15 protein-coding genes are annotated in these 19,728 nt (G+C 42.7%); 11 read left to right on the forward strand and 4 right to left on the reverse strand.

Going from position 1 to position 19,728, the window contains the following annotated elements:
- Positions 1-244: 244 nt before the first annotated feature.
- On the forward strand, positions 245-2,125 hold the full coding sequence (locus A3K86_RS02515) for a sensor domain-containing diguanylate cyclase (protein ID WP_068327212.1): 1,881 nt from the start codon (positions 245-247) through the stop codon (positions 2,123-2,125).
- A 102-nt stretch (positions 2,126-2,227) separates the two neighbouring features.
- Here the strand turns inward: A3K86_RS02515 and A3K86_RS02520 are convergent, their stop codons facing one another.
- A complete protein-coding gene (locus A3K86_RS02520) occupies positions 2,228-2,854 on the reverse strand; it encodes a TetR/AcrR family transcriptional regulator (protein ID WP_068327215.1) in 627 nt (208 codons plus the stop codon).
- A 340-nt stretch (positions 2,855-3,194) separates the two neighbouring features.
- Here A3K86_RS02520 and A3K86_RS02525 point away from each other — a divergent pair, with 340 nt between their 5' ends.
- Positions 3,195-4,682: an oligopeptide:H+ symporter gene (locus A3K86_RS02525; RefSeq protein ID WP_068327218.1), complete on the forward strand. Its 1,488-nt coding sequence runs from the start codon at positions 3,195-3,197 to the stop codon at positions 4,680-4,682.
- A gap of 131 nt (positions 4,683-4,813) precedes the next feature.
- Here the strand turns inward: A3K86_RS02525 and A3K86_RS02530 are convergent, their stop codons facing one another.
- Genes A3K86_RS02530 through A3K86_RS02540 form a run of 3 tightly spaced genes read right to left on the reverse strand, consistent with a single transcriptional unit; the run spans position 4,814 to position 7,733 of the window.
- Positions 4,814-5,110 (reverse strand): PAAR domain-containing protein, encoded by a 297-nt coding sequence (locus A3K86_RS02530; RefSeq protein ID WP_068327220.1) that lies wholly within the window; start codon positions 5,108-5,110, stop codon positions 4,814-4,816.
- Between the two features lie 35 nt (positions 5,111-5,145).
- Positions 5,146-5,727: a DUF6931 family protein gene (locus tag A3K86_RS02535; protein WP_068327223.1), complete on the reverse strand. Its 582-nt coding sequence runs from the start codon at positions 5,725-5,727 to the stop codon at positions 5,146-5,148.
- On the reverse strand, positions 5,727-7,733 hold the full coding sequence (locus tag A3K86_RS02540) for a type VI secretion system Vgr family protein (RefSeq protein WP_068327227.1): 2,007 nt from the start codon (positions 7,731-7,733) through the stop codon (positions 5,727-5,729). Before A3K86_RS02540 ends, A3K86_RS02535 begins: the two co-directional genes overlap by 1 nt.
- A gap of 714 nt (positions 7,734-8,447) precedes the next feature.
- Between A3K86_RS02540 and A3K86_RS02545 the strand changes: the two genes are divergently transcribed.
- The 9 genes from A3K86_RS02545 (at position 8,448) to tssH (ending at position 19,695) form a co-directional block, all read left to right on the forward strand.
- Positions 8,448-9,806, forward strand: coding sequence for a type VI secretion system protein TssA (locus tag A3K86_RS02545; protein ID WP_068327230.1), 1,359 nt, complete (start codon positions 8,448-8,450; stop codon positions 9,804-9,806).
- A gap of 41 nt (positions 9,807-9,847) precedes the next feature.
- Positions 9,848-10,366, forward strand: a complete 519-nt coding sequence (locus A3K86_RS02550) for an Hcp family type VI secretion system effector (RefSeq protein WP_068327233.1) — start codon at positions 9,848-9,850, stop codon at positions 10,364-10,366.
- 77 nt (positions 10,367-10,443) lie between these two features.
- A complete protein-coding gene (tssB, locus tag A3K86_RS02555; RefSeq protein ID WP_068327236.1) occupies positions 10,444-10,953 on the forward strand; it encodes a type VI secretion system contractile sheath small subunit in 510 nt (169 codons plus the stop codon).
- Positions 10,953-12,431: a type VI secretion system contractile sheath large subunit gene (gene tssC / locus A3K86_RS02560; RefSeq protein WP_068327238.1), complete on the forward strand. Its 1,479-nt coding sequence runs from the start codon at positions 10,953-10,955 to the stop codon at positions 12,429-12,431. Before tssB ends, tssC begins: the two co-directional genes overlap by 1 nt.
- Positions 12,432-12,476: 45 nt before the next feature.
- A complete protein-coding gene (locus A3K86_RS02565) occupies positions 12,477-13,904 on the forward strand; it encodes a type VI secretion system contractile sheath domain-containing protein (RefSeq protein ID WP_068327242.1) in 1,428 nt (475 codons plus the stop codon).
- Positions 13,901-14,338 (forward strand): type VI secretion system baseplate subunit TssE, encoded by a 438-nt coding sequence (gene tssE, locus A3K86_RS02570; RefSeq protein WP_068327245.1) that lies wholly within the window; start codon positions 13,901-13,903, stop codon positions 14,336-14,338. Before A3K86_RS02565 ends, tssE begins: the two co-directional genes overlap by 4 nt.
- Entirely contained in the window at positions 14,331-16,115 is a 1,785-nt protein-coding gene (gene tssF / locus A3K86_RS02575; protein ID WP_068327248.1) for a type VI secretion system baseplate subunit TssF, read from the forward strand. Before tssE ends, tssF begins: the two co-directional genes overlap by 8 nt.
- Positions 16,097-17,089, forward strand: a complete 993-nt coding sequence (locus A3K86_RS02580; protein WP_068327251.1) for a type VI secretion system baseplate subunit TssG — start codon at positions 16,097-16,099, stop codon at positions 17,087-17,089. The genes tssF and A3K86_RS02580 overlap by 19 nt, the downstream gene beginning before the upstream one ends.
- Complete coding sequence (gene tssH, locus A3K86_RS02585) at positions 17,086-19,695, forward strand: type VI secretion system ATPase TssH (RefSeq protein ID WP_068327254.1); 2,610 nt, start codon at positions 17,086-17,088, stop codon at positions 19,693-19,695. The genes A3K86_RS02580 and tssH overlap by 4 nt, the downstream gene beginning before the upstream one ends.
- Positions 19,696-19,728: the final 33 nt, after the last annotated feature.

Consider the following 19,728-nt stretch of genomic DNA (forward strand, 5'->3'; position numbering starts at 1 on the left):
TCAGAAACTTACATGCATCATTATGAAACTAGTGTGTATGAACACATGGCTGATAAAATAGTCAAAAATCAGGATAAATCTTATATCTGCCTAAATTTGCGGATTGCTGTGTGAGCAGTTACTTACGCTAGTATAAATTTACATCTATATGCCAGGTGCCTTCTAGTTATGTGGTTTGCTTTCATTTTACTAGCTTGGTCACACACATATTTGCAAAGTAGGCAGTAATGAATCGAGTGTGACAATGTCAATGGATATAAAGCCGAAGCATCTGATTAAGATTATTTTCCCCTTAATTGCTGTGATTTTCTTATCGTTAATCTATGTGGGTTATACGGATTTAAAATCGAGCAAAGAAGATGCGTATGAACAGGCTAGGACGAATATTAAAGTTGCTAGGGAATATTTGGAGTTGCATTTTAATGCAGCAGAGAACCAGCTTTTTTTGCTGAATGAATTGCTTAATAAACGTTTTTCAATTGCTGATTTTTTAGCTTCTGCCCAACATGTTGTTGATCAACAGCCTAAGTTTTCTGAAATTGGTTTATATACGGGTGGTAATTATTACGCTACGAATGGTGTCACCGTAACTGAGGCTACTGAACGGGTAAAAACACGACCTTGGTTTCAGGTATCGAGAGAAGCGGGGGAAACTTACCTTTCACCTATTTATATGAGTCGTTCGACCAAAAAGTGGAGCGTTACCTTAGTAAAAGTGGCACGTTCATATGAAGGGCGTTTAGTGCATGTACTGTTAGAGATGGATGCCACGGGCTTATATCAACAACTTTCTCTTTTAAAGACTTTAGAGCATGGCTATTTATATGCGGTAGATCTTAGTAATCGACAAGTTGTGATGCACCCTGATGAACGGCGGATTGCGACACCTTCAGTTAGTGTATCTCCTGAATTAATTGAAAAGATTCGGTCTGGGCAGCTCAAAGGTACGATTGATAATTACATGTATCAAATGCAATGGAAGTTCAGTGTCTATGATGCTGATAACCCATTTGGTTGGGTGCTATTATCCGGGACGATTAAACAAGATATTACCGCAAAAGCGTTTAACCTAGGAGCGGTCGGCTTAGCCTTAGTCGCGATTATTGCCATTATGGTGATTGTTAGATTTACTTCGATGTTGATCCACAATAACGGGCGCAACCTAATAGAAGTAAACGAGCTATCTGAATTGAATCAGCAGCTTACCAAGATGATTCACGGATTGTTGCCCTGTAATCAAGTAATGCTGTTTGTTTACGATGAAGTAGCAAATGAGTTTGTTGACGTGACTTGTAATCACCATTTTAGTTATGTTGATGTGGCAAGCTATCTTCCTGTAACTAAGCACCGTAGTATGCGAGTGAATAAGCACGACCCTTATGATGTGATTGCTCGTACTATTGCACCTCACCAAAATGTGATTCGAGTACCTCTAACCAAACAGCAGCATGTGCAAGGCATCATTTATATTTTAGGTGCCACCGCAAAAACACCTTGGGTCGTTAATATTTATCGTAATTATGCGCAGGGTGCGCTTAACCATGTTTTGCTCCGTCAGCAGATCCAGAATAAGGATCAGATGACGGGGCTCATGAACAAAAATTATTTACGGATACAACTTCAGCAAACCTTACAATGCGAACGCAAAAACTACTATCTTGCGATGATGGATATCGATGATTTTAAAATGATCAATGATGGGTTAGGGCATTTGTTTGGTGATGAAGTGATCATGACGGTTGCTGAAAAACTTAAACGTTTTTTGCCGCAAAATTCTACGGCTGCGCGTTATGGTGGTGATGAGTTTTCTATTATGTTCCAAGCTGATTCGTTTGCGGATGCCAAAGCCAAGCTATCAGTGCTGCGAGATAGAATTAGCCTTCATCGCGTGAGTTATGAAAACAAGGAATGTCAATTTACTATGAGCATTGGCTGTGCTCCGGTTACTGGAGATTTAGATAGTGTCATTTCGGCAGCCGATACCGCGTTATATGAGGCGAAAGGTAAGAAACGACCGAAAGTGTGCAAGCACGATATGTTGGATGGTCCTTGTCAGTTTTATGAGCCAAAGGACGGTTCTGATCCGCAGATGTTGTGTACAGGTAAAAATAGTATCGTTGCTTAATAAAGCTAGGCGACGGGGTAAAACAAGCGCCTTTAGTATAAAGGCGTTTGTTAACTTACTCTACGCAATGCATGACTATGTAATTTGCAGTTCGCTTATTTTTTACAATGCAGGAATAAGTACAGACTTAGGTTTTTTTACAAGCGTTGGTTCTAAATACGTGCCAAGGTAAGCTTTGGCTGCACGTTTGGCTTCGTTTGCCATGCTGGTGGTAATAAAACCGTACTTCATTTGTGATAGGGTGAAAATGACATCCACAATCTCAATCCAAATATAGAAAATATCGGATTGGTTATTTATCTGCGGTAACTCGAAGAAGTGATCCAAAATGGCATAGATTTTAGCGGAGAGGATCATGTCATTGTTGCGATCTTTTTGTTTGATTGCCGCTGACGTTTTACCTGAGATAATCAGCTCTCGTGCGGGTTTTTCTTGCTCATAGAAGAGAATACAACGATCAATTAAGGTATCGACAATATCTTGCCAGCCATCAATTTCCTCATACTGAGGCACTTCAGAAAGTAGCTCTAAGATCTGCTGACCGTACTCACTTGCTACTTCTGCGTAAATATCGTCGATATTAGCGTAGAAGTGGTATGCCGAACTCTTTGGTACGTCTGCACGCTGTGCGATGTCGGCAAAAGTCACTTCGGAAATATCCATTTCAGTAAGCAGCTCACGTGTTGCCGCTTTTAACTCTGCTCTACGCTTAATGCCCCTAGCTTGCATATGCTTCCTTACAACTTTTTTTCGTATTGGGGGGAGACTATAACGCAATCCGTAACATGTTGCTAACTTGTTGTTTATTAGTCTGCTTTATCATCTTTTGAGTCAATTTTTACTCAAGTTAATTTGGTGGGTTTGGATGTTTAACCAGATTGAGTACGTAATATTTATACGGTGAACCCTTAATTTAAGTTGTTGATTTTAAATTGTGCAACCAAATTTCTATGAATGAGATTCTTGTCACACGTAATATTTAGAAACAACCACATTAATCACTTTATTTATTTCCTATAGGAGGTTAAATTGCCGCTCAAATTATAAAGAGCTAGGGATTATTACCGTAATGTCTAAAAATGTTAGTATTTTCGACCAACCAAAACCGTTTAAGATGATCTTCTTCATCGAGCTATGGGAGCGTTTTGGTTACTATGGCCTGCAGGGCATTCTTGCTGTTTTCTTCGTTAACCAACTTGGTTTCTCACAGCAAGATTCTTTCGTTACATTTGGTGCATTCGCCGCTTTGGTGTACGGTCTTGTGTCAGTGGGTGGTTATGTAGGTGACCACGTTTTAGGTACAAAACGCACTATGATCTTCGGTGCTATTGTACTGGCCGCTGGCTACTTCTTAATGGGCTTTTCTATTCTAGAGCCTCGCTTCATTTATTTTGCATTAGGTGCAATCGCTGTGGGTAACGGCTTGTTTAAAGCAAACCCTTCAAGCCTACTTGCTAAATGTTATGAAGAAGGCGATAGCCGTCTTGATGGTGCATTTACGCTGTACTACATGTCTATCAATATCGGCTCTTTGGTATCACTTTCTCTAAGCCCTGTAATTGCGGCAAGCTTTGGCTACGCAACAGCATTTGTTGTTTGTGGTCTTGGTTTGATTGCTAGCCTAATAAGCTACGTGATGTTCCGCAAAACAGTAGAAGGCATTGGTTCAGATCCTGATTCAAAACCAATGAACCCTAAACACCTAGCAATGGTGGTTGCTGGTACCGTTGTTTCTACGCTTATCTGTGCATGGTTACTACAAAACATCTTTATGGCTAACGTTGTACTTGGTCTGATTGGTGTGGGTGTGGTTAGCATCTTCATGAAAGAAACCTTCAAAGTTCAAGGTGCTGCACGTAAGAAAATGATTGTGGCATTTGTTCTTATGCTTCAAGCGATTGTGTTCTACGTTCTATACGCACAAATGCCAACATCGCTTAACTTCTTTGCGATTTACAACGTACGTACTGAAATTCTAGGTTTCAACGTTAACCCTGTAAGCCTTCAAGCGCTTAACCCATTCTGGGTTGTACTATGTAGCCCAATTTTGGCTTACCTATACACTTACTACGGTAGCCGTGGGCGTGACCTTTCAATGCCAGGTAAATTCACCGTTGGGATGTTCATGTGTGCATTTGGTTTCTTGTCAGTAGCAGCTGCGGGTCTGTGGTTTGCTGATGAAGCCGGTATGGTCTCTGTAGGTTGGATGGTATTAGTTTACTTATTCCAAAGCTTGGGTGAACTGCTAATTAGTGGTCTTGGTTTGGCTATGGTGGCAAGTCTTGTGCCTCAGCGCCTAATGGGCTTCACAATGGGTGCATGGTTCCTAACACAAGCGGCTTCGTTCATCATTGGTGGTTACGTAGCGTCTTTCAGTGCAACGCCAGAAAACGTGACAGATCCACTACAAACATTGCCACTATATACTGAAGTGTTCCAAAACATTGGTATTGTGACATTGGCTGTCGCTGTTCTAATGGCAATCACTACGCCACTACTATCTCGCATGATGAATGCAAAAGATGAAGAAACAGTAGCAGAGCTAGCAACAAACTAATTGCTATAAACTAATAATTACGGCTATTGATTAGAAGTATTTAATTAGTTGTAGGATGAAAAACTAAGCCTCGTTGAGTGATCTGCGAGGCTTTTTTGTTTTGAAAAATCGATGTAGTAGCTAACAGTGTATTAGCCACCAACCAGAACGGTAGGCATTCCCATTACAATGGTGCCGCCATGTGCGGTCATATCACCCATACGAGCTGCGGGCTTGTTATTAATAAGTACCGTTGCACTGCCTTTTATCACGCTGTCTGGTGGACCAACACAAACACACATCTGGCCCATGGTTGCCGCAGGTAAGTTACCAATAAGCACTGTTGTTGGTAGTGGCAACAAGGGACCGCCGACATGCGGGATAGGGACTACAGCTGGCGTTTGCATGGGGCAAACATGCATATCTGTTGCTCTTGCGGCGGGTAGCATAATGATTCCTTTATTGAACTGTCGGAAGGCGGATGTTATTCGGTTTGGCCGTTACCACCTTGGGCAATGTTTAAGCCAATATTAAAAAAGGCGATGTATCTCTTCTTAGCTTCATCACCTTCAACTTCATCATTGATAGGAAGAGCAGCACAAAGGTTAATTGCGCCAGCAACCGCGTGGGCATAGAGATTCGCTGGTGGTGGTACTACAGGATCACTAGGACTTGTCATGCTGCCGCCACTCCAGAACGCGGCTTGTGCTACCCAACCAGCCCCTGTTTGTAAATCAGCTTTGGTTGCCATTTGTTCAGCAAAGCGGCGTGCTGTTTCATCAGGGGTATGAACCCAAGCCTTTGCTGCGCGAACGGCATTTGATTCGTCTTCACTCCAGTCAGGACGTAAACTGGCACAGCAACAAGCCCACCAAACCGCTTCACGAACAGGGAGGGCGTGGGCAAGAAATATGGCGGTATCAGAATAAAGCTCTGCATTAATGGCGGCGCGAATGAGTGAAGCTGGTTGTTCGTGTTGTTTTGCGAGTGTGAGTAGCTCTTCACTTGCTTCATACAGGTCAAGAATATCTGTCGCATTCAATTGAGGGATTTTTAAGTATTGCATTAGTTTACCTTCGCGATTGCGCCTTGAATTTGTACCATAGCCCCAGCTTTTACTTGGGTCATTGCACTGCCATTAATACCCACAATCGCACCTTTAAAGTCAGCTTTTGCTTTACCTTCCACTGCGACCATAGTGCCTTTAAGGTTGGCAGTGCCTTTGGCATCGACAGTGACTTGAGTACCTGAAATCTTGATGCCGCTTTGACTAATTTCAATTGCATTTGCACCAACACTTAACTTGATTTTTGTTTTGCCTTTGAGCTCTATGGTTTGTCCATCAATGGTGACTTTAGAACTGGCGCTGATTTCTGCATTTTTGCTCGCTTTTGCAGTTACGCTCGCATCCGATGTTAAGCTAATGTCTTTTGCAGCCTTATTAGATAGGGTATCTTCAGTTTCAAACGACATGGCTTCTTTGCTCTTGATCGCGAGCGTTTTGGTGACGTCCATTGTTGCCAAGCCTGCGATGGTCTGTTTTTTGTCTTTTTTGACATTCACCGTTAGATCTTTTTCGGCTTGCAGATAGATCTCTTCCTTGTCTTTTTTATCTTCAAAGCGTAATTCATTCGCGGTACTGCTATTACCGTTTGGGGTAGTGCGTGTTTTTATCCCTGATTGGGTTGCCGTACTATAAGGTGGTTTGTTTTTCTTTGTGTAGATAGAACCACTCACTACTGGGCGATCAGGATCACCATCAATAAAACTCACTAAGACTTGGTCACCAACCCGAGGAATAAATTGAATACCGAAGCCATTGCTTGCCGTGGCCTGCGCAACAGGCACCCAGCAGGAACTCTTCTCATTGGTTTGGCCATCTTTATCCCAATGAAAATGCACTTTGATCCGACCAAGATTGTCTTGGTTAGTCTCTTCGTTTTTTGGACCCGTTACTATGGCACTTTGCACACTGTAAATCGCAGGTTTAGCGATAAACTCTGGACGCCAAGTTAGGCTTGAAGGCACGCACTGAAACTCATTACGGTATTCTGCTTGCTGTACACCTTCGTCGGCTGTAATCCAGTGTGTTGCTTGCGTGATCACATATTCTTGGTTGTAGTCCGATTCTGTGTGATCTGTTAGCTTAAACCTCTGCCCGCAATTAATAGCGGTGTTAGTAGAAGAAGCGTGAATCAAGACTTTTTGACTATCGATTCGCTCCATCTGTTTTTTGGCGGCATCACGAGTCGTGGATTTGTCACTAATGCCTTGGCCAAAGAAGTGATGACTTAGCGCGCTGACTTTGCTCTTACTACTGGATGAGCGTTCACCGCTATCAAGCACATCTGCTGTTTCATGGTTGAAGTCTGCAAGAGATAACTTGCTAGCACCTAGCTTGTTACTAAAGTGCCACTCGCTAATCGCATCACGTTTATCTTTTGCCTTGGCAACAAATGGAATACGGTTTCCTTCAATGGTTTTGAAATCTTGGTTGCTGTCACCAATGATGACTAGAGGTTTTTTGCTGCTGTGATCGACATGGTAATGCCATCCTTCACTCGCAAGTAAGCGCTGTAAAAAACGACTGTCGGTTTCATTAAATTGAATACAGTAACTATGTTTGATCCCCGCACTACGCATAGAGAGTTTGAAGTGTGATTTGAAACCTGAGCTGGATAAAACTTTTTCCACGATTTGCTTTGTCGTCATGTCTTGAAAAACTTGACTCGAGCTTCGAAACGTTAAAATGGAGAAGGGGTCAATACCTTCAATTTTGTAGGTGTAAAGTTGCTTATTAATATCGAACTTCACATTTTCAATGCTGCTAACGATGCCATAAAAACGTTTCGCTTCTTTACGTAATCCTTCAAAACCTGGTGAGTAATTTATATCAAGCGTTTTACCTAACACACTTTCAGTAATGGGATCTGTAGTGGTAAGAAGTGCACAATATGAAGCTGGGTCTGATAATTTTTCACAGACCTTCAGCTTAATCACAATATAAGGTCCTTTACCATCAATGGTGGCAAGTATTGGACGTTGTTCTTCTTTATATTCTACAGATGTCATTTTATTCTTAGCCTTAAATAATAGAGCTTTTATTCTAATTTTATTTATATTCTCTTGATTGAATATGTCGTTCTAATACTTTTGGGGTAGGCGGTTGTTGGTAAAGAAACAATAGGTTCTCGAATCGGTTGTTTTTTAATACAGCACGATACTAAGCGTTAATTAATATCCTTTCAATATAATTCAATTAGACCGACTGGTTTACTTTTCTTTTAGCAGTCATGAGTTAATCAACGGCAGTTGTAGGCTAACTTTTGTAGAAAAGGCAATATTTATAAAATAAGCGAAGTTTATTATTTATATAATATAAAACCAATTGCATCACTTGGTTAAAAATAAATCTATTCACGCACTTTATAAGTGTATTTTAAATGTATTTTTACAAGTTTTAGATAATTAAATATTAATTTTAACAGGATTTAACTGTAATTGTTTCGATGTAACTTATTAATTAATAACGATTATTTATGATTTTGTTGTGAGTGTGTGTTACTGGTAATCCATTTATACGCACATCGTACCAGTAAAAATTTGTTTCTATAATAAATAAAAAAAGATATTGTTGAGTTATTGGAAAACACAGTTTTATATATTTTATAAATGCATGCTTATGAGTATTTTTCTTATAAGTTTATTGTTTATTTTTGACTGGTTAATGTGATTCCATGTCTTTAGTAAGGTTTATCAAATAACAATAATAATAAAAGGTTTGCTATGCGGTTTACTGATGATAAAGCTATCGAGCTTTCAAGTCCGATTAATGAAGAAGGGTTTTGCGGAGGCTATTTAAAGTCAAATAGACAGCTTTTTAGACCATTAAGAAATGAGTTTAATCTAGCTCAAACCTCTCAGCGTCAATTGGTTCAAAACCCTGACCCAAACGAAATTGACGCCCTTCATGAAAGCAATGTTCAAAACTGGTCTGCGCTGTCAGATTCTCTTTATGACGTATTTAAAACGTCTTCTCGTGATATTGAACTTGCATCATGGATGCTAACTGCCCAAGTAATCTCTGACTCTAGTTTACAGTCTGCAAATAATTTCAGTGGATGGTTCGCTTCATTGGTTCAAGACCATTGGCAATCGCTACATCCAATTTTACCCGAAGGTAAGATCCGTGCTGATGATGATTTTGGAAAAGCCAAAGAGATAGCTGAATTCAAACTCAAAGCCTTCATTCAATTAACCGGTGAATCTGAAGATAGCTCGCTGCTTTATTCCCCATTATTAATGTTGCCTTTAATTGGCGACTTAACGTATTCCCGCTATTTGAGTGAAGAGCGTAAAGGTAGCTTGGCTGAACTAAGACAAACCTACCATAGCATTGCGATGACACATCGTAATGACGTCACTCTCTTAGTGAATAACTTGGATGCGATTCGTACCAATCTGACTGAGATTGAATCCCAGGTAAAACAATACAGCCAAGAGTATTTACTCGCTGCTCCAAGTTTTCAGTTTGTTTTGGGGCTACTAACTAAGCTCATCAACGTTATTGACCACATTGCTGGCGTTAAGCCTGAGTCTCAAATAACGACCTCAATTATCGAAGAGAGCAGCAGTGCTGAAGAACCGCACACTGAGGTGAATGCAACGACAGAGGGAGAGGCTATGACAACGAGTAATGTTGAGCAAGTGATGGTTTCAGCTCCAGCTGCAATACAAACAGTAACACCTGTGTCGTTCACATCAATTGCGGATATGCAGGTCAAAAATCGTGATCAAGCATTTCACCAAATGCGTGAGTTAGCAGAGTTTTTTAAGAAAACAGAGCCGCACAGCCCAGTCTCTTATTTGCTAGAAAAAGCCATTCGTTGGGGTTACTTGTCGCTGCCTGAATTGATGTCAGAAATGCTTTCACATCAGCAAGATACGATTAACAGCGTCTTTAATTTATCCGGTTTGGACGAAGACGGTCAAACACAATTACCCGAGAGAAATATGGCTCAGCCATCAGTAGCTACGGCTTCAATCTCTGTTGCAGAGCCAAGCCCAGCTGTTGTGCCGGAAGAGCCAGCCAAGGAAAAACAAGAGGAACAGGAAGATACATCCAGCAGTGATTCACTGTGGTAATCGACCTGTATTGCAAACAATAAAGATAGAGAGGAAATGTTATGGCGAGCATCTATATGCGTATAGAAGGCGTTAAAGTAGAAGGTGGTGCAACTGTTGAAGGTCTACCAAAAGACGGTTGGTTTGCACTTAACTCATACAGCTGGGGTGCTGTTCGTCAAGTAGCGATGGACATCGGTAACGGCAACAATGCTGACTCAGGCATGGTTGCGATGAGCGAAGTTAACATTACTAAAGAAGTTGATGGTGCTTCAGAAGATCTACTTTCATTCCTATTTAACCCAGGTGCAGAAGGTAAAGATGTAGATATCGTATTTACAAAACCTGCACGTGACGGTTCTGGCGCAGAGATCTACTTCCAAGTTGGTCTGAAAAAAGCACGTCTAGTGTCTTACAACGTAAGTGGTAGCGATGGTTCTCAACCATTTGAAAGCATTGCACTTTCTTACATCCAGCTTGATCAGAAACATAAGCATGAAGCTGATGGCGGTAAGATGGTTGACGGTGGTCTTGTTTCTTACCACGTACCGCAAGGCAAGCTTCTGTCTGGCGCTAAATAATCGCTCTTAATGCGCTGCAGTAATGCAGCGCATTAAACCCGTTGATTATTTTTGAATATTTATAGGTAGGGAAGAGTATGGCTCTCAACTCGCAACATAAGCGTGTAAGCAAAAACCGTGTAAGCATTACTTACGATGTTGAAACTAACGGTGCAACTGAAACAAAAGAATTGCCTTTTGTTGTTGGTGTTATTGGCGATTTTTCTGGTCATAAACCAGAAAGTGAAAAAGTAGATCTAGAAGAACGTGAATTTACTGGTGTTGATAAAGACAACTTCGACACTGTGATGGGCCAAATCAACCCACGCCTGTCTTACAAAGTAGATAACAAATTGGCGAACGACGATAGCCAATTTGAAGTAAATATCTCACTAAAATCAATGAAAGATTTCCACCCAGAAAGTCTGGTTGAGCAAATCGACCCACTGAAGCAGTTAGTTGAAACTCGTAATCAACTAAAAGTGCTACTAAGCAAAGCTGATCGCTCTCGCGATCTAGAGCGCTTACTAAAAGAAGTACTACAAAGCACAGATGCGATTCAACACTTGGCTGAAGAGCTTGGTGTGAAAGGTGGGGAGGAAGAATAATGACGACTGAACAACAAGCAGCGCCACAAGCAGAAGCCGCGGAAGGTGAACTGAATTTCCTTGATCGTGCGATTTCAGCCACGACACAAACACCAGCAGATACAACCAAAGAACTCTTGTCTGTTCTTACTTCTCAAGTGTTAGAGGGGACTGTTACTTGGGATAAGAACCTGACACTAACGATTGAGAAAGCGATTTCGGCTCTTGATGAGAAAATTTCAGAGCAGCTTTCTACCGTTATGAAAAACCAAGATTTCCAAAAACTGGAAGGTACTTGGTTAGGTCTACAAAAGCTAGTTAAAAACAGTGAGCTAGGCCCTGATCTTAAGATCAAACTTGCTGACTACACCAAAGATGAATTGCTTGAACAATTTGAAGATGCGCCAGCGATTGACCGAAGCCGCTTCTTTACGATGGTGTACCAAGAAGAATTCGGCACTGCAGGTGGTCAACCTTACGGTGCATTAATTGGTGACTACGATTTCGGTTACGGTGACGAAGATGTTGCATTACTTCGTTACATGGGTGAAGTTGCTGCGGCTTCTCACTCACCATTCATTGCTGCGGCAAACGCAAGCATGTTCGATTTCGATTCTTTTGAGACTTTCTCTGAAGGTAAACCAGTTGCAGCAGGTTTTGATTCGCCAGCATACGCAAGCTGGAATGCATTCCGTGCTAGTGATGATTCTCGTTACGTTGCGCTAACGCTACCGAAAACAATTGCGCGTCTTCCTTACGGCAAGGCGACAGTGAAAGTTGATTCTTTTGATTTCGAAGAGTTGTCAAAAGATGCTAACGGCAACGCTGTACCAGAGTCGCAAAATGATTTTGTATGGAGCAACGCAGCATACGAATACGGTCTGTTATTAACGCAAGCTTACACTCAATTTGGTTGGTGTACGGCTATTCGTGGTGCAGATAATGGCGGTAAGGTTGAGAATCTATCTAACTTCACTTACTACACACCAGCAGGTGATCTTGTTCAGCAATGTCCGTCAGAAGTAAACCTGACTGACGAGCGTGAAAAAGAGCTAAGTGATCTTGGTTTCCTACCTCTAGTTCACTACAAAAACACCAACTACGCGGTGTTCATGGGTGCACAAACCACGCATAAACCTAAGACTTACACAGATCCTGACGCGACATCAAATGCTGCAATTTCTGCACGTCTGCCATACACAATGGCAAGCAGCCGTATTGCTCAGTACTTGAAAGTGATGGGGCGTGATCGCGTAGGTTCAAACCTAGATCCTGCCAATATCGAGAAAGAGCTAAGCGACTGGATTCACCAGTACGTGAACCCGAATGCGATCGGTAACGAAGCGAAATCAACTCACCCATTAGTTGAAGCGAAAGTTAGTGTTGAAGAACAAGCGGGTCGCCCTGGTTGTTACTCAGCGGTTGCTTACCTGCGCCCATGGCTACAAATGGAAGAGTTAACATCATCGCTACGTATGGTTGCTAACATTCCGGGCTAATTGTATTTCCGAGGGAAGGGAACTTCCCTCGGTTTGAGGTTATTTATGACGACATCAAATCCAACATCATCCGCCAGCATCTTACAAGATGTAAGGCTTTGGCGAATGCTGTTAGATAATGCCAGCCAGCAAAATACAGCCGTATTTAAAGCGTTACTCAGTAAAGTCATTAGTCAACTTGATGGTTTGCTTAGCGAGCAACTTTCTGAAGTTATCCAGCACAAAGCTTTTAAGCAGTTGGAATCAAGTTGGACTAATTTGCAGCGCCTGACTCTGTTACCTGTGTCTAATCGACGCGTAAGAATCAAACTCAACGATGTGAGTTGGTCTGAGTTATCTGCTGATTTAAACCAGTCTTTCGATATCTCCCATAGTGCGCTTTATAAAAAAGTGTATGCCAATGAATTGGATACCGCAGGTGGTCAACCATTTGGCTTATTACTGGTTGACCGCTTGGTGCAGTTCGATCTCGATGAAGAAGCAGCATTCGATGATCTATACACCTTGCAACTATTAGGTGAGCTAGGGGAGCGCTCGTTATGCCCCGTCGCCTTAGGATTAAATCAATATTTCTTTGGTGATGAGCCTGCTCGCCTTATTCATGATCAAGCAAGAATAAAGCGTATTTTATCGAGTTTGGATCTGCAAAGTTGGCAGTTGCTACGCCAGCGAGGATCTAGCCGCTTCTTGAATATTGTCTTGCCAGAATATCGCTTGCGTTCAGCTTACCAACACTATCGCGCCGGTTTTGTATTTACAGAAACGGCCAATGAAAAATCGGTGTTATGGGGGAATGCAGCGTACTTATTAGCCGCAAATGTGATCCGTGAATTTGATCGTATTAGCTGGTTTGGTTTTTTACGTGCTTACGATGAGTCGGGTAGCTATGGCGCCATTATTCAGAATCCGGTAACAACGGATGGCTTGGCAACACATTGGGCGGCAAGCAAAGAGTCAGCGGTTTATGCTGCGTCAGCAATTGAAGCACGTGTCGATATTTACAGTGAACACGATAGTTTTTGGTCTGAACAAGGCTTTACACCGCTATCAAGTGTGTATTTGAGCGGTCAAAAAGGCTTTTTTAGCAATCAGTCGGTGTGGTTGCCATCTGACGAAGCCAGTCGTGTTAACGGTATGCTGCAAACTAATCTAATGGCGTGTCGTTTTGCGCATTACATCAAAGCACAGATTCGTGATCGCATCGGTAGTTACGATAGTGCCGCCAGATGTGAACGAGACTTGGAACGCTGGTTACAAAACTACATTAGTGGTGTGGATTACGGCGATGATTCGATCATGGCGCGCTACCCCCTAAAACAAGCCAGTGTTGCATTTAGTCAAGACAGCTTCGATTCCACCAAATATCGCTGTCAAATCACGCTTCAACCTCAGTATCAATACGAGATGTTAGACACCCATATCGTGCTGTTGACCGATGTGCCTGCTCGCAAACTTGGTGAGGATGCAGAATGAGTTTGCTCTCCAAAATGAAAGGTAATTGGCATAACGACGTTGATAACGTGCGAGATGCGATCATTGAAAACCTTACAGCTCTTTTGTCTACACGTTCACCAATATGGGGAGCGTTAGCCGGTGGCAGTGCGTTATTACCTGACCAAGTGGAAAACTCCATTGCTACCTTTGGCATGGTCAATGCGATGCGGGCGCAAAATCGCGCTAACAGTAATGTGGTTTTGCACGAAATTAAACGTCTTATCCAATTGTTTGAGCCGCGTTTAAAAGACATTGAAATTGAGCTAGATGATGCCTCGATTGACAGTAATAAGCTCAAGTTCCGCATTGAAGGAATCGTGACGACTGATTTTGGTGACGACCTTGTTGTATTTGATTCGAGCTTAGATTTCACCACCAGTAGTTTAGATGTAAGGAAGACCAACCTTGTCTGAGTCATTGCTAAATTATTTCGAACAAGAGTTAGCCTTCATTCGTAAAGATGCGGGTGAATTCGCACGTCGCCATGCAGGTGTTGCGAAGACCTTAGGCATCAATGGTGATGGTATTGATGATCCGCAAGTGACGCGCTTGATCGAAAGCTTTGCGTTCATGAATGCAAAGTTACAACAGCGTCTAGACGACAATTTCCCGCAGTTGACAGATAGCTTGTTACAGTTGTTATTCCCGCATTTTACCCGTCCGATCCCGTCGTACAGCTTGGTGAAAATGCAACCTCACGAAGAAGTAACTGCGTGCTACACGTTGCCGAAAGGGACACAACTTGGACTCACAGATGTGGGTACAGATACTGCGATTTTCAAAACCTGCCAAGAGGTAGATTTATACCCCATCGTTTTAAAATTGGCGCAAGTGTCGATTGCACCGTTTGATATCGCTAAACCACACAGTGCTAAACAGGCTAAGGCGATGCTGGAGTTGGAGTTCGAAACTTCTGATCCGACATTGCAATTTGCCGATCTTGATCTTGAATCGTTTCCTATTTTTCTGCGTGGTGAGACAGCGTCGATTCTGCGTTTATATGACCACCTTTTTGCTGGTACTAACCAAGTTTGCATTCGTTTAGATGACACCTTCATTGAGCTAGGGGCGGAGAGTTTACTGCCCGTTGGTTTTGATGACAGTGATTATGTCTTGCCGTATAGCGTAAGCAGCTTTGGCGGCTTCAAACTACTGACTGAATTCTTCATGTTTGCTGAGCGTTTTCACGCCATGAAGCTGAAGTTGGGTAAAGCCTTATCGGGTGTAAAACAAAACACCATGAAGATTGTGATCTTCATGGATGATATGCCAATTGAGTTGGCGCGCAGCTTAGGTTTAGAAAACTTTCACTTATTTTGTACACCCATCATTAATTTGCAGTCGTTGACGGCAGAACCGATGAAAGTGGATTTTAGCCGCGCGCAGTACCCAATTATTCTGGATGCGGGTGGACAAGAGGAGCTTCAAGTTTTTTCTGTCGATAGTGTGTTGGACGTGACTGAGCAACATGTTAGAACAGTGCCGCCGCTGTACGGTGAAAAATACCGTGGTGCTGAAATTGGATTGCGTTGGCAGTTGAAACAATCTTGGTGCTCAGAAGGGCGCAGATTAAAAAGTGATTTACGCATTGCCGATCTTGAGCATGTGAGCACGAATGACAATGCACACACTATGTTGATTAACGCGACATGTTCAAATGGTGAACTATCTCAGCAGTTATCGGTGAGTAGTGATATTCAGTGTCATGATTCTATTTCTCTTCCAGCTGATATTTCGTTGCTAAGAAGACCTAAGCCACAGGTACGCATTAAGGCTACCGAGCAAGATGCTTGGCCGCTATTGGCGCATTTACATTTCAATTACCAAGCTATTTTTGGTGCTGATAATCCTGTATCCGCATTAAAAGATATGTTGTACCTCTACAACCACAACGAAAGCTCACAAAACGAAGCGTACATTGATGCAATCGTGAAGTTAGAGCAAGAGCAGGCGGTGGCGCCTATACGTATTTCAGGCAAGAGCTGCTTTGCGAATGGTACTCGTGTTTACGTCACCCTTGATGGAAAAAGTTTAGGTGGTGGTGTGGAGTTATTGTCGCATTTGCTTGATCAATTCTTCGCTTATTTCGCGGGCTTTAACAGTTTTACCCAAGTGGTGATTTTACTTGATGGTCGTGACGGTGAACATCGCGTATTTCCAAGGAGGTCAGGATGCAAAAATCTTCTTTGACCTTATTACGCGAAACACCGTACGCCTTTGAATTGCCACAAGCGATTCAGCTGATCAAACACCAAGCGGCACAACTTGGACAACGACCATTCATTCGTTTTTCATCGTGCACGCTACCTGCGTATCAGCCCTCAGACATCGTTGATGTGAGCGTTAAAGGGGCAAACCAATGGTACCTCAATTGTGATTTACCTTCTTTGGCGGGAAGCCAAGGTGTTATGCCTCGCCATATCTATACCGAAGCGCTTCGTGAATCGTTCGAGCAAGGTAATGACGCGCTGGTGGATTTTTTTGATGGCTTCAGTAACCGCCATTATCGCCTTCATTGCCAAGTCGAAATTAAAAATAACTTGGTGCTACAAGCGGAAGAAGAGCATTTCAAATGGAATCGTCATGACGTAGCGCTAAGTCAAATGCTGGCGAATTTGAGTGGTGATTTAGGCAATAACAGCGCATTAACGAGTCGCCATTTAGTGCAATACAGCGGTGTGATGGGCTTGAAACTGTCTTGCCTTGAAACCCTTAAAAACTTGCTGATTGATTACTTCGAGTATGACTTTGAAGTGTGTTACGGCGATGTCGATTACCAACCCTTGCTACCGTGTTGTGTGACTAAGCTTGGCAAGTCAGGGCAAAACAACCAGTTAGGGTATGACGCGCTTGTGGGGAAGAGTGCTGTAACAGCTTTTCAGCAGTTAGTAGTCACAGTGTTACCTAATAGCAAAGAATTTACTCAGATCAGAAATGATAACGATCTGGTTGAAGCCATTGATGGCTTTGTTCGCCACTACATGGGGGCGGATATCAACTTAAAGCTAATGATGAAAGTGTGTGGACGTTTTCTTCCGGGACTTCAGCTCACTAGCTCAGAAGAAAGTGATATTCGACTGGCTCAGTCGACATGGCTTGCACCGAAACAACTAAAACAACATTACGTGGTAATGCCACTCAAACATAACAGGAACACAGCATGATCAACGTTGAATTACAAAGTTTGGTCAAACGATTAACCCCGACATTGAAGAGCGCGCTTGAAATGGCGGCGGGTGATTGTATGGCAAGGACACACTTTAGTATTGAGTCTGAGCATTGGTTTTATCAGTTACTAAATGAGACTACCAGTGGTTGGAAAGCATTAATCCAGCAAGGTAATGTTGATCATGAGCAGATCATTCAAGGCTTAACCCGTTATTTTAATGGTTTGTCACGTGGTAATGACAGTGCTCCAGCGTTATCGCCATCATTGGTTGAGTTGCTGAAAGATTGTTGGTTATTGGCATCGCTAAATCAGAATAACGGTAGCATCAATGGCTACCACGTTTTAATGGTGTTGAAACAGCGTATTGATCAAGGTGGCTACAACGGTGAGCTTGCACCTTGGCTAAATACAGTGTCGTTAGAATCGCTGAAACAATTAGCTGCAAAAAACAAAGAGACTTTGCGCCAAGCAACCAGTCATAGCGATGTTCAGCCTGTAGACGGTGAAGTAAGCACCGTTGCACTTGATAAATACACTCATAACCTGACGGAAGCGGCACGTAACGGCAAGCTAGCCCCAATTTCTGGTCGTAATACTGAAATTCGTAAGTCCATTGATATTCTTTGCCGTCGTCGTCAGAACAGCCCAATTCTTGTGGGTGATCCTGGTGTGGGTAAAACAGCCATTGTTGAAGGCTTAGCGCAGCAAATTGTGGATGGTAACGTTCCACCATCACTCGCGGATGTGGAGCTTCGCACATTGGATTTATCTTTGCTTCAAGCGGGTGCCAGTATCAAAGGGGAATTTGAAAACCGTTTGAAAGATGTTCTGGCAGAGGTGAAGCAGTCGCCGCGCCCAATTATTGTTTTCATTGATGAAGCCCACACATTGATTGGTGCAGGTGGTGCAGCAGGACAAAATGACGCAGCAAACCTATTGAAGCCAGCTTTAGCGCGTGGTGAGTTCCGCACTATTGCGGCAACAACTTGGGCTGAATATAAACAGTACTTTGAAACGGATGCTGCTTTAACGCGTCGTTTTCAATTGGTTGGCGTGGGTGAGCCAAACGAAACGGATGCAATTCAAATGCTACGTGGTGTGGCGAAAGGGCTTCAAAAGCACCATAAAGTGACTATTTTAGAAGAAGCACTAGAAGCGGCAGTGAAATTGTCGGTTCGCTTCTTACCTGAACGTCAATTACCAGACAAAGCAATCAGCTTACTTGACACCGCTTGTTCTCGCATTGGTTTGAGCCAAAGTGCGTTACCTCAACAGTTAGATAATCTCGCTGAGCAAATTCGTTACGCTAAAAACGAAAAAACGTCGTTTGAGCATGAACATGCCATGTTAGCAAACGGTGCCGATAAGCTGGCTGCAATTGAGGTAACGATTGCGAAATTGGAAGCTGAATATGCTGAACTAGATGGTCGCTGGAGTGCAGAAAAAGCACTGGTTGATCAAATTGTTGAGCTGCAAAGCACAATCACTGAACGTTTCCGCGCTGGTGAAGTTGTCGCTGATAGCCAAGAGCAGCAAGCACTGGCTGCATTGATGAATGAGCTATCTGAGCTGCAAGGTGAAGCGCCTTTGGTTATCCCGCAAGTGGATAAACAAACTATTGCGGAAGTGATTTCATTATGGACTGGGATCCCAGTTGGCAACATGGTGAAAGATGAAGTAGCGCGTTTGCTCAATATCGAAGCTGAAATCGGTAAACGTGTGATCGGCCAACGTGCACCAATCGAAGAAATTTCAAAAGCAATTCGTATGTCGCGTGCCGGTCTGACCGATCCGCGTAAACCTATTGGTGTCTTTTTGATGTGTGGCCCAAGCGGTGTAGGTAAAACTGAAACGGCTTTGGCATTAACAGATTTACTGTATGGCGGTGAAAAGAACATTACCACCATCAACATGACCGAGTTTAAAGAAGAGCATAAGATTTCAATGCTACTCGGTTCGCCTGCTGGTTATGTTGGCTACGGCAAAGGTGGTGTATTAACTGAAGCGGTTCGCAAGAATCCATACTCAGTATTGCTGCTTGATGAAATGGAAAAAGCACACCCAGGCGTGCACGATCTTTTCTATCAGATCTTTGATAAGGGCTCGATTTCAGACAGTGAAGGTCGCGAAATTGACTTTAAAAATACCATTATCATCATGACGTCTAACGCCGCCGACAGTGCAGTCGTTGATGCTTGTGCTGATGATCGCCCAAGTGTACCCGAGCTGACGGAGACTATTTTCCCTGCGCTGCAAAACTACTTCAAACCAGCCTTTTTAGGTCGGACGACAGTCGTTCCTTACTTCCCATTGAACAATGATGAGATGGCACAAATTGCTCGCTTGTCATTAGGTCGAATTGAAAAACGCGTGCGTAGTCATTACGGCGCAAGTTTCTCTTATAGCGATGCGTTAATCGAACACCTCATTGCGCAAAATCACTCTCCAGAAACTGGAGCGCGGGCTATCGAACAAATAATTAATCGAACGCTAATGCCTGAATTAGCATCACAATGCATTGTTCGTTTGAGTGAAGGTTTAAGCATTCAACACGTTGAAGTTTGCGCCGAAAACGGTGCGGTAAGTATTTCGATTGAATAGCGTCTTAGTGTGAAATTTAATGGAGTATAAACA

Source organism: Photobacterium jeanii (genome assembly GCF_001650345.1).
GTDB lineage: Bacteria > Pseudomonadota > Gammaproteobacteria > Enterobacterales > Vibrionaceae > Photobacterium > Photobacterium jeanii.

Excerpts from the sequence above, each read along its gene's own strand:
- A3K86_RS02535 (WP_068327223.1), bottom strand. The coding sequence starts at position 5,727 with ATGCAATACTTAAAAATCCCTCAATTGAATGCGACAGATATTCTTGAC.
- A3K86_RS02525 (WP_068327218.1), top strand. The coding sequence starts at position 3,195 with ATGTCTAAAAATGTTAGTATTTTCGACCAACCAAAACCGTTTAAGATG.
- A3K86_RS02520 (WP_068327215.1), bottom strand. The coding sequence starts at position 2,854 with ATGCAAGCTAGGGGCATTAAGCGTAGAGCAGAGTTAAAAGCGGCAACA.
- A3K86_RS02540 (WP_068327227.1), bottom strand. The coding sequence starts at position 7,733 with ATGACATCTGTAGAATATAAAGAAGAACAACGTCCAATACTTGCCACC.
- tssE (WP_068327245.1), top strand. The coding sequence starts at position 13,901 with ATGAGTTTGCTCTCCAAAATGAAAGGTAATTGGCATAACGACGTTGAT.
- A3K86_RS02565 (WP_068327242.1), top strand. The coding sequence starts at position 12,477 with ATGACGACATCAAATCCAACATCATCCGCCAGCATCTTACAAGATGTA.
- tssB (WP_068327236.1), top strand. The coding sequence starts at position 10,444 with ATGGCTCTCAACTCGCAACATAAGCGTGTAAGCAAAAACCGTGTAAGC.
- tssC (WP_068327238.1), top strand. The coding sequence starts at position 10,953 with ATGACGACTGAACAACAAGCAGCGCCACAAGCAGAAGCCGCGGAAGGT.
- tssH (WP_068327254.1), top strand. The coding sequence starts at position 17,086 with ATGATCAACGTTGAATTACAAAGTTTGGTCAAACGATTAACCCCGACA.
- A3K86_RS02530 (WP_068327220.1), bottom strand. The coding sequence starts at position 5,110 with ATGCTACCCGCCGCAAGAGCAACAGATATGCATGTTTGCCCCATGCAA.
- A3K86_RS02545 (WP_068327230.1), top strand. The coding sequence starts at position 8,448 with ATGCGGTTTACTGATGATAAAGCTATCGAGCTTTCAAGTCCGATTAAT.
- A3K86_RS02515 (WP_068327212.1), top strand. The coding sequence starts at position 245 with ATGTCAATGGATATAAAGCCGAAGCATCTGATTAAGATTATTTTCCCC.
- A3K86_RS02550 (WP_068327233.1), top strand. The coding sequence starts at position 9,848 with ATGGCGAGCATCTATATGCGTATAGAAGGCGTTAAAGTAGAAGGTGGT.
- A3K86_RS02580 (WP_068327251.1), top strand. The coding sequence starts at position 16,097 with ATGCAAAAATCTTCTTTGACCTTATTACGCGAAACACCGTACGCCTTT.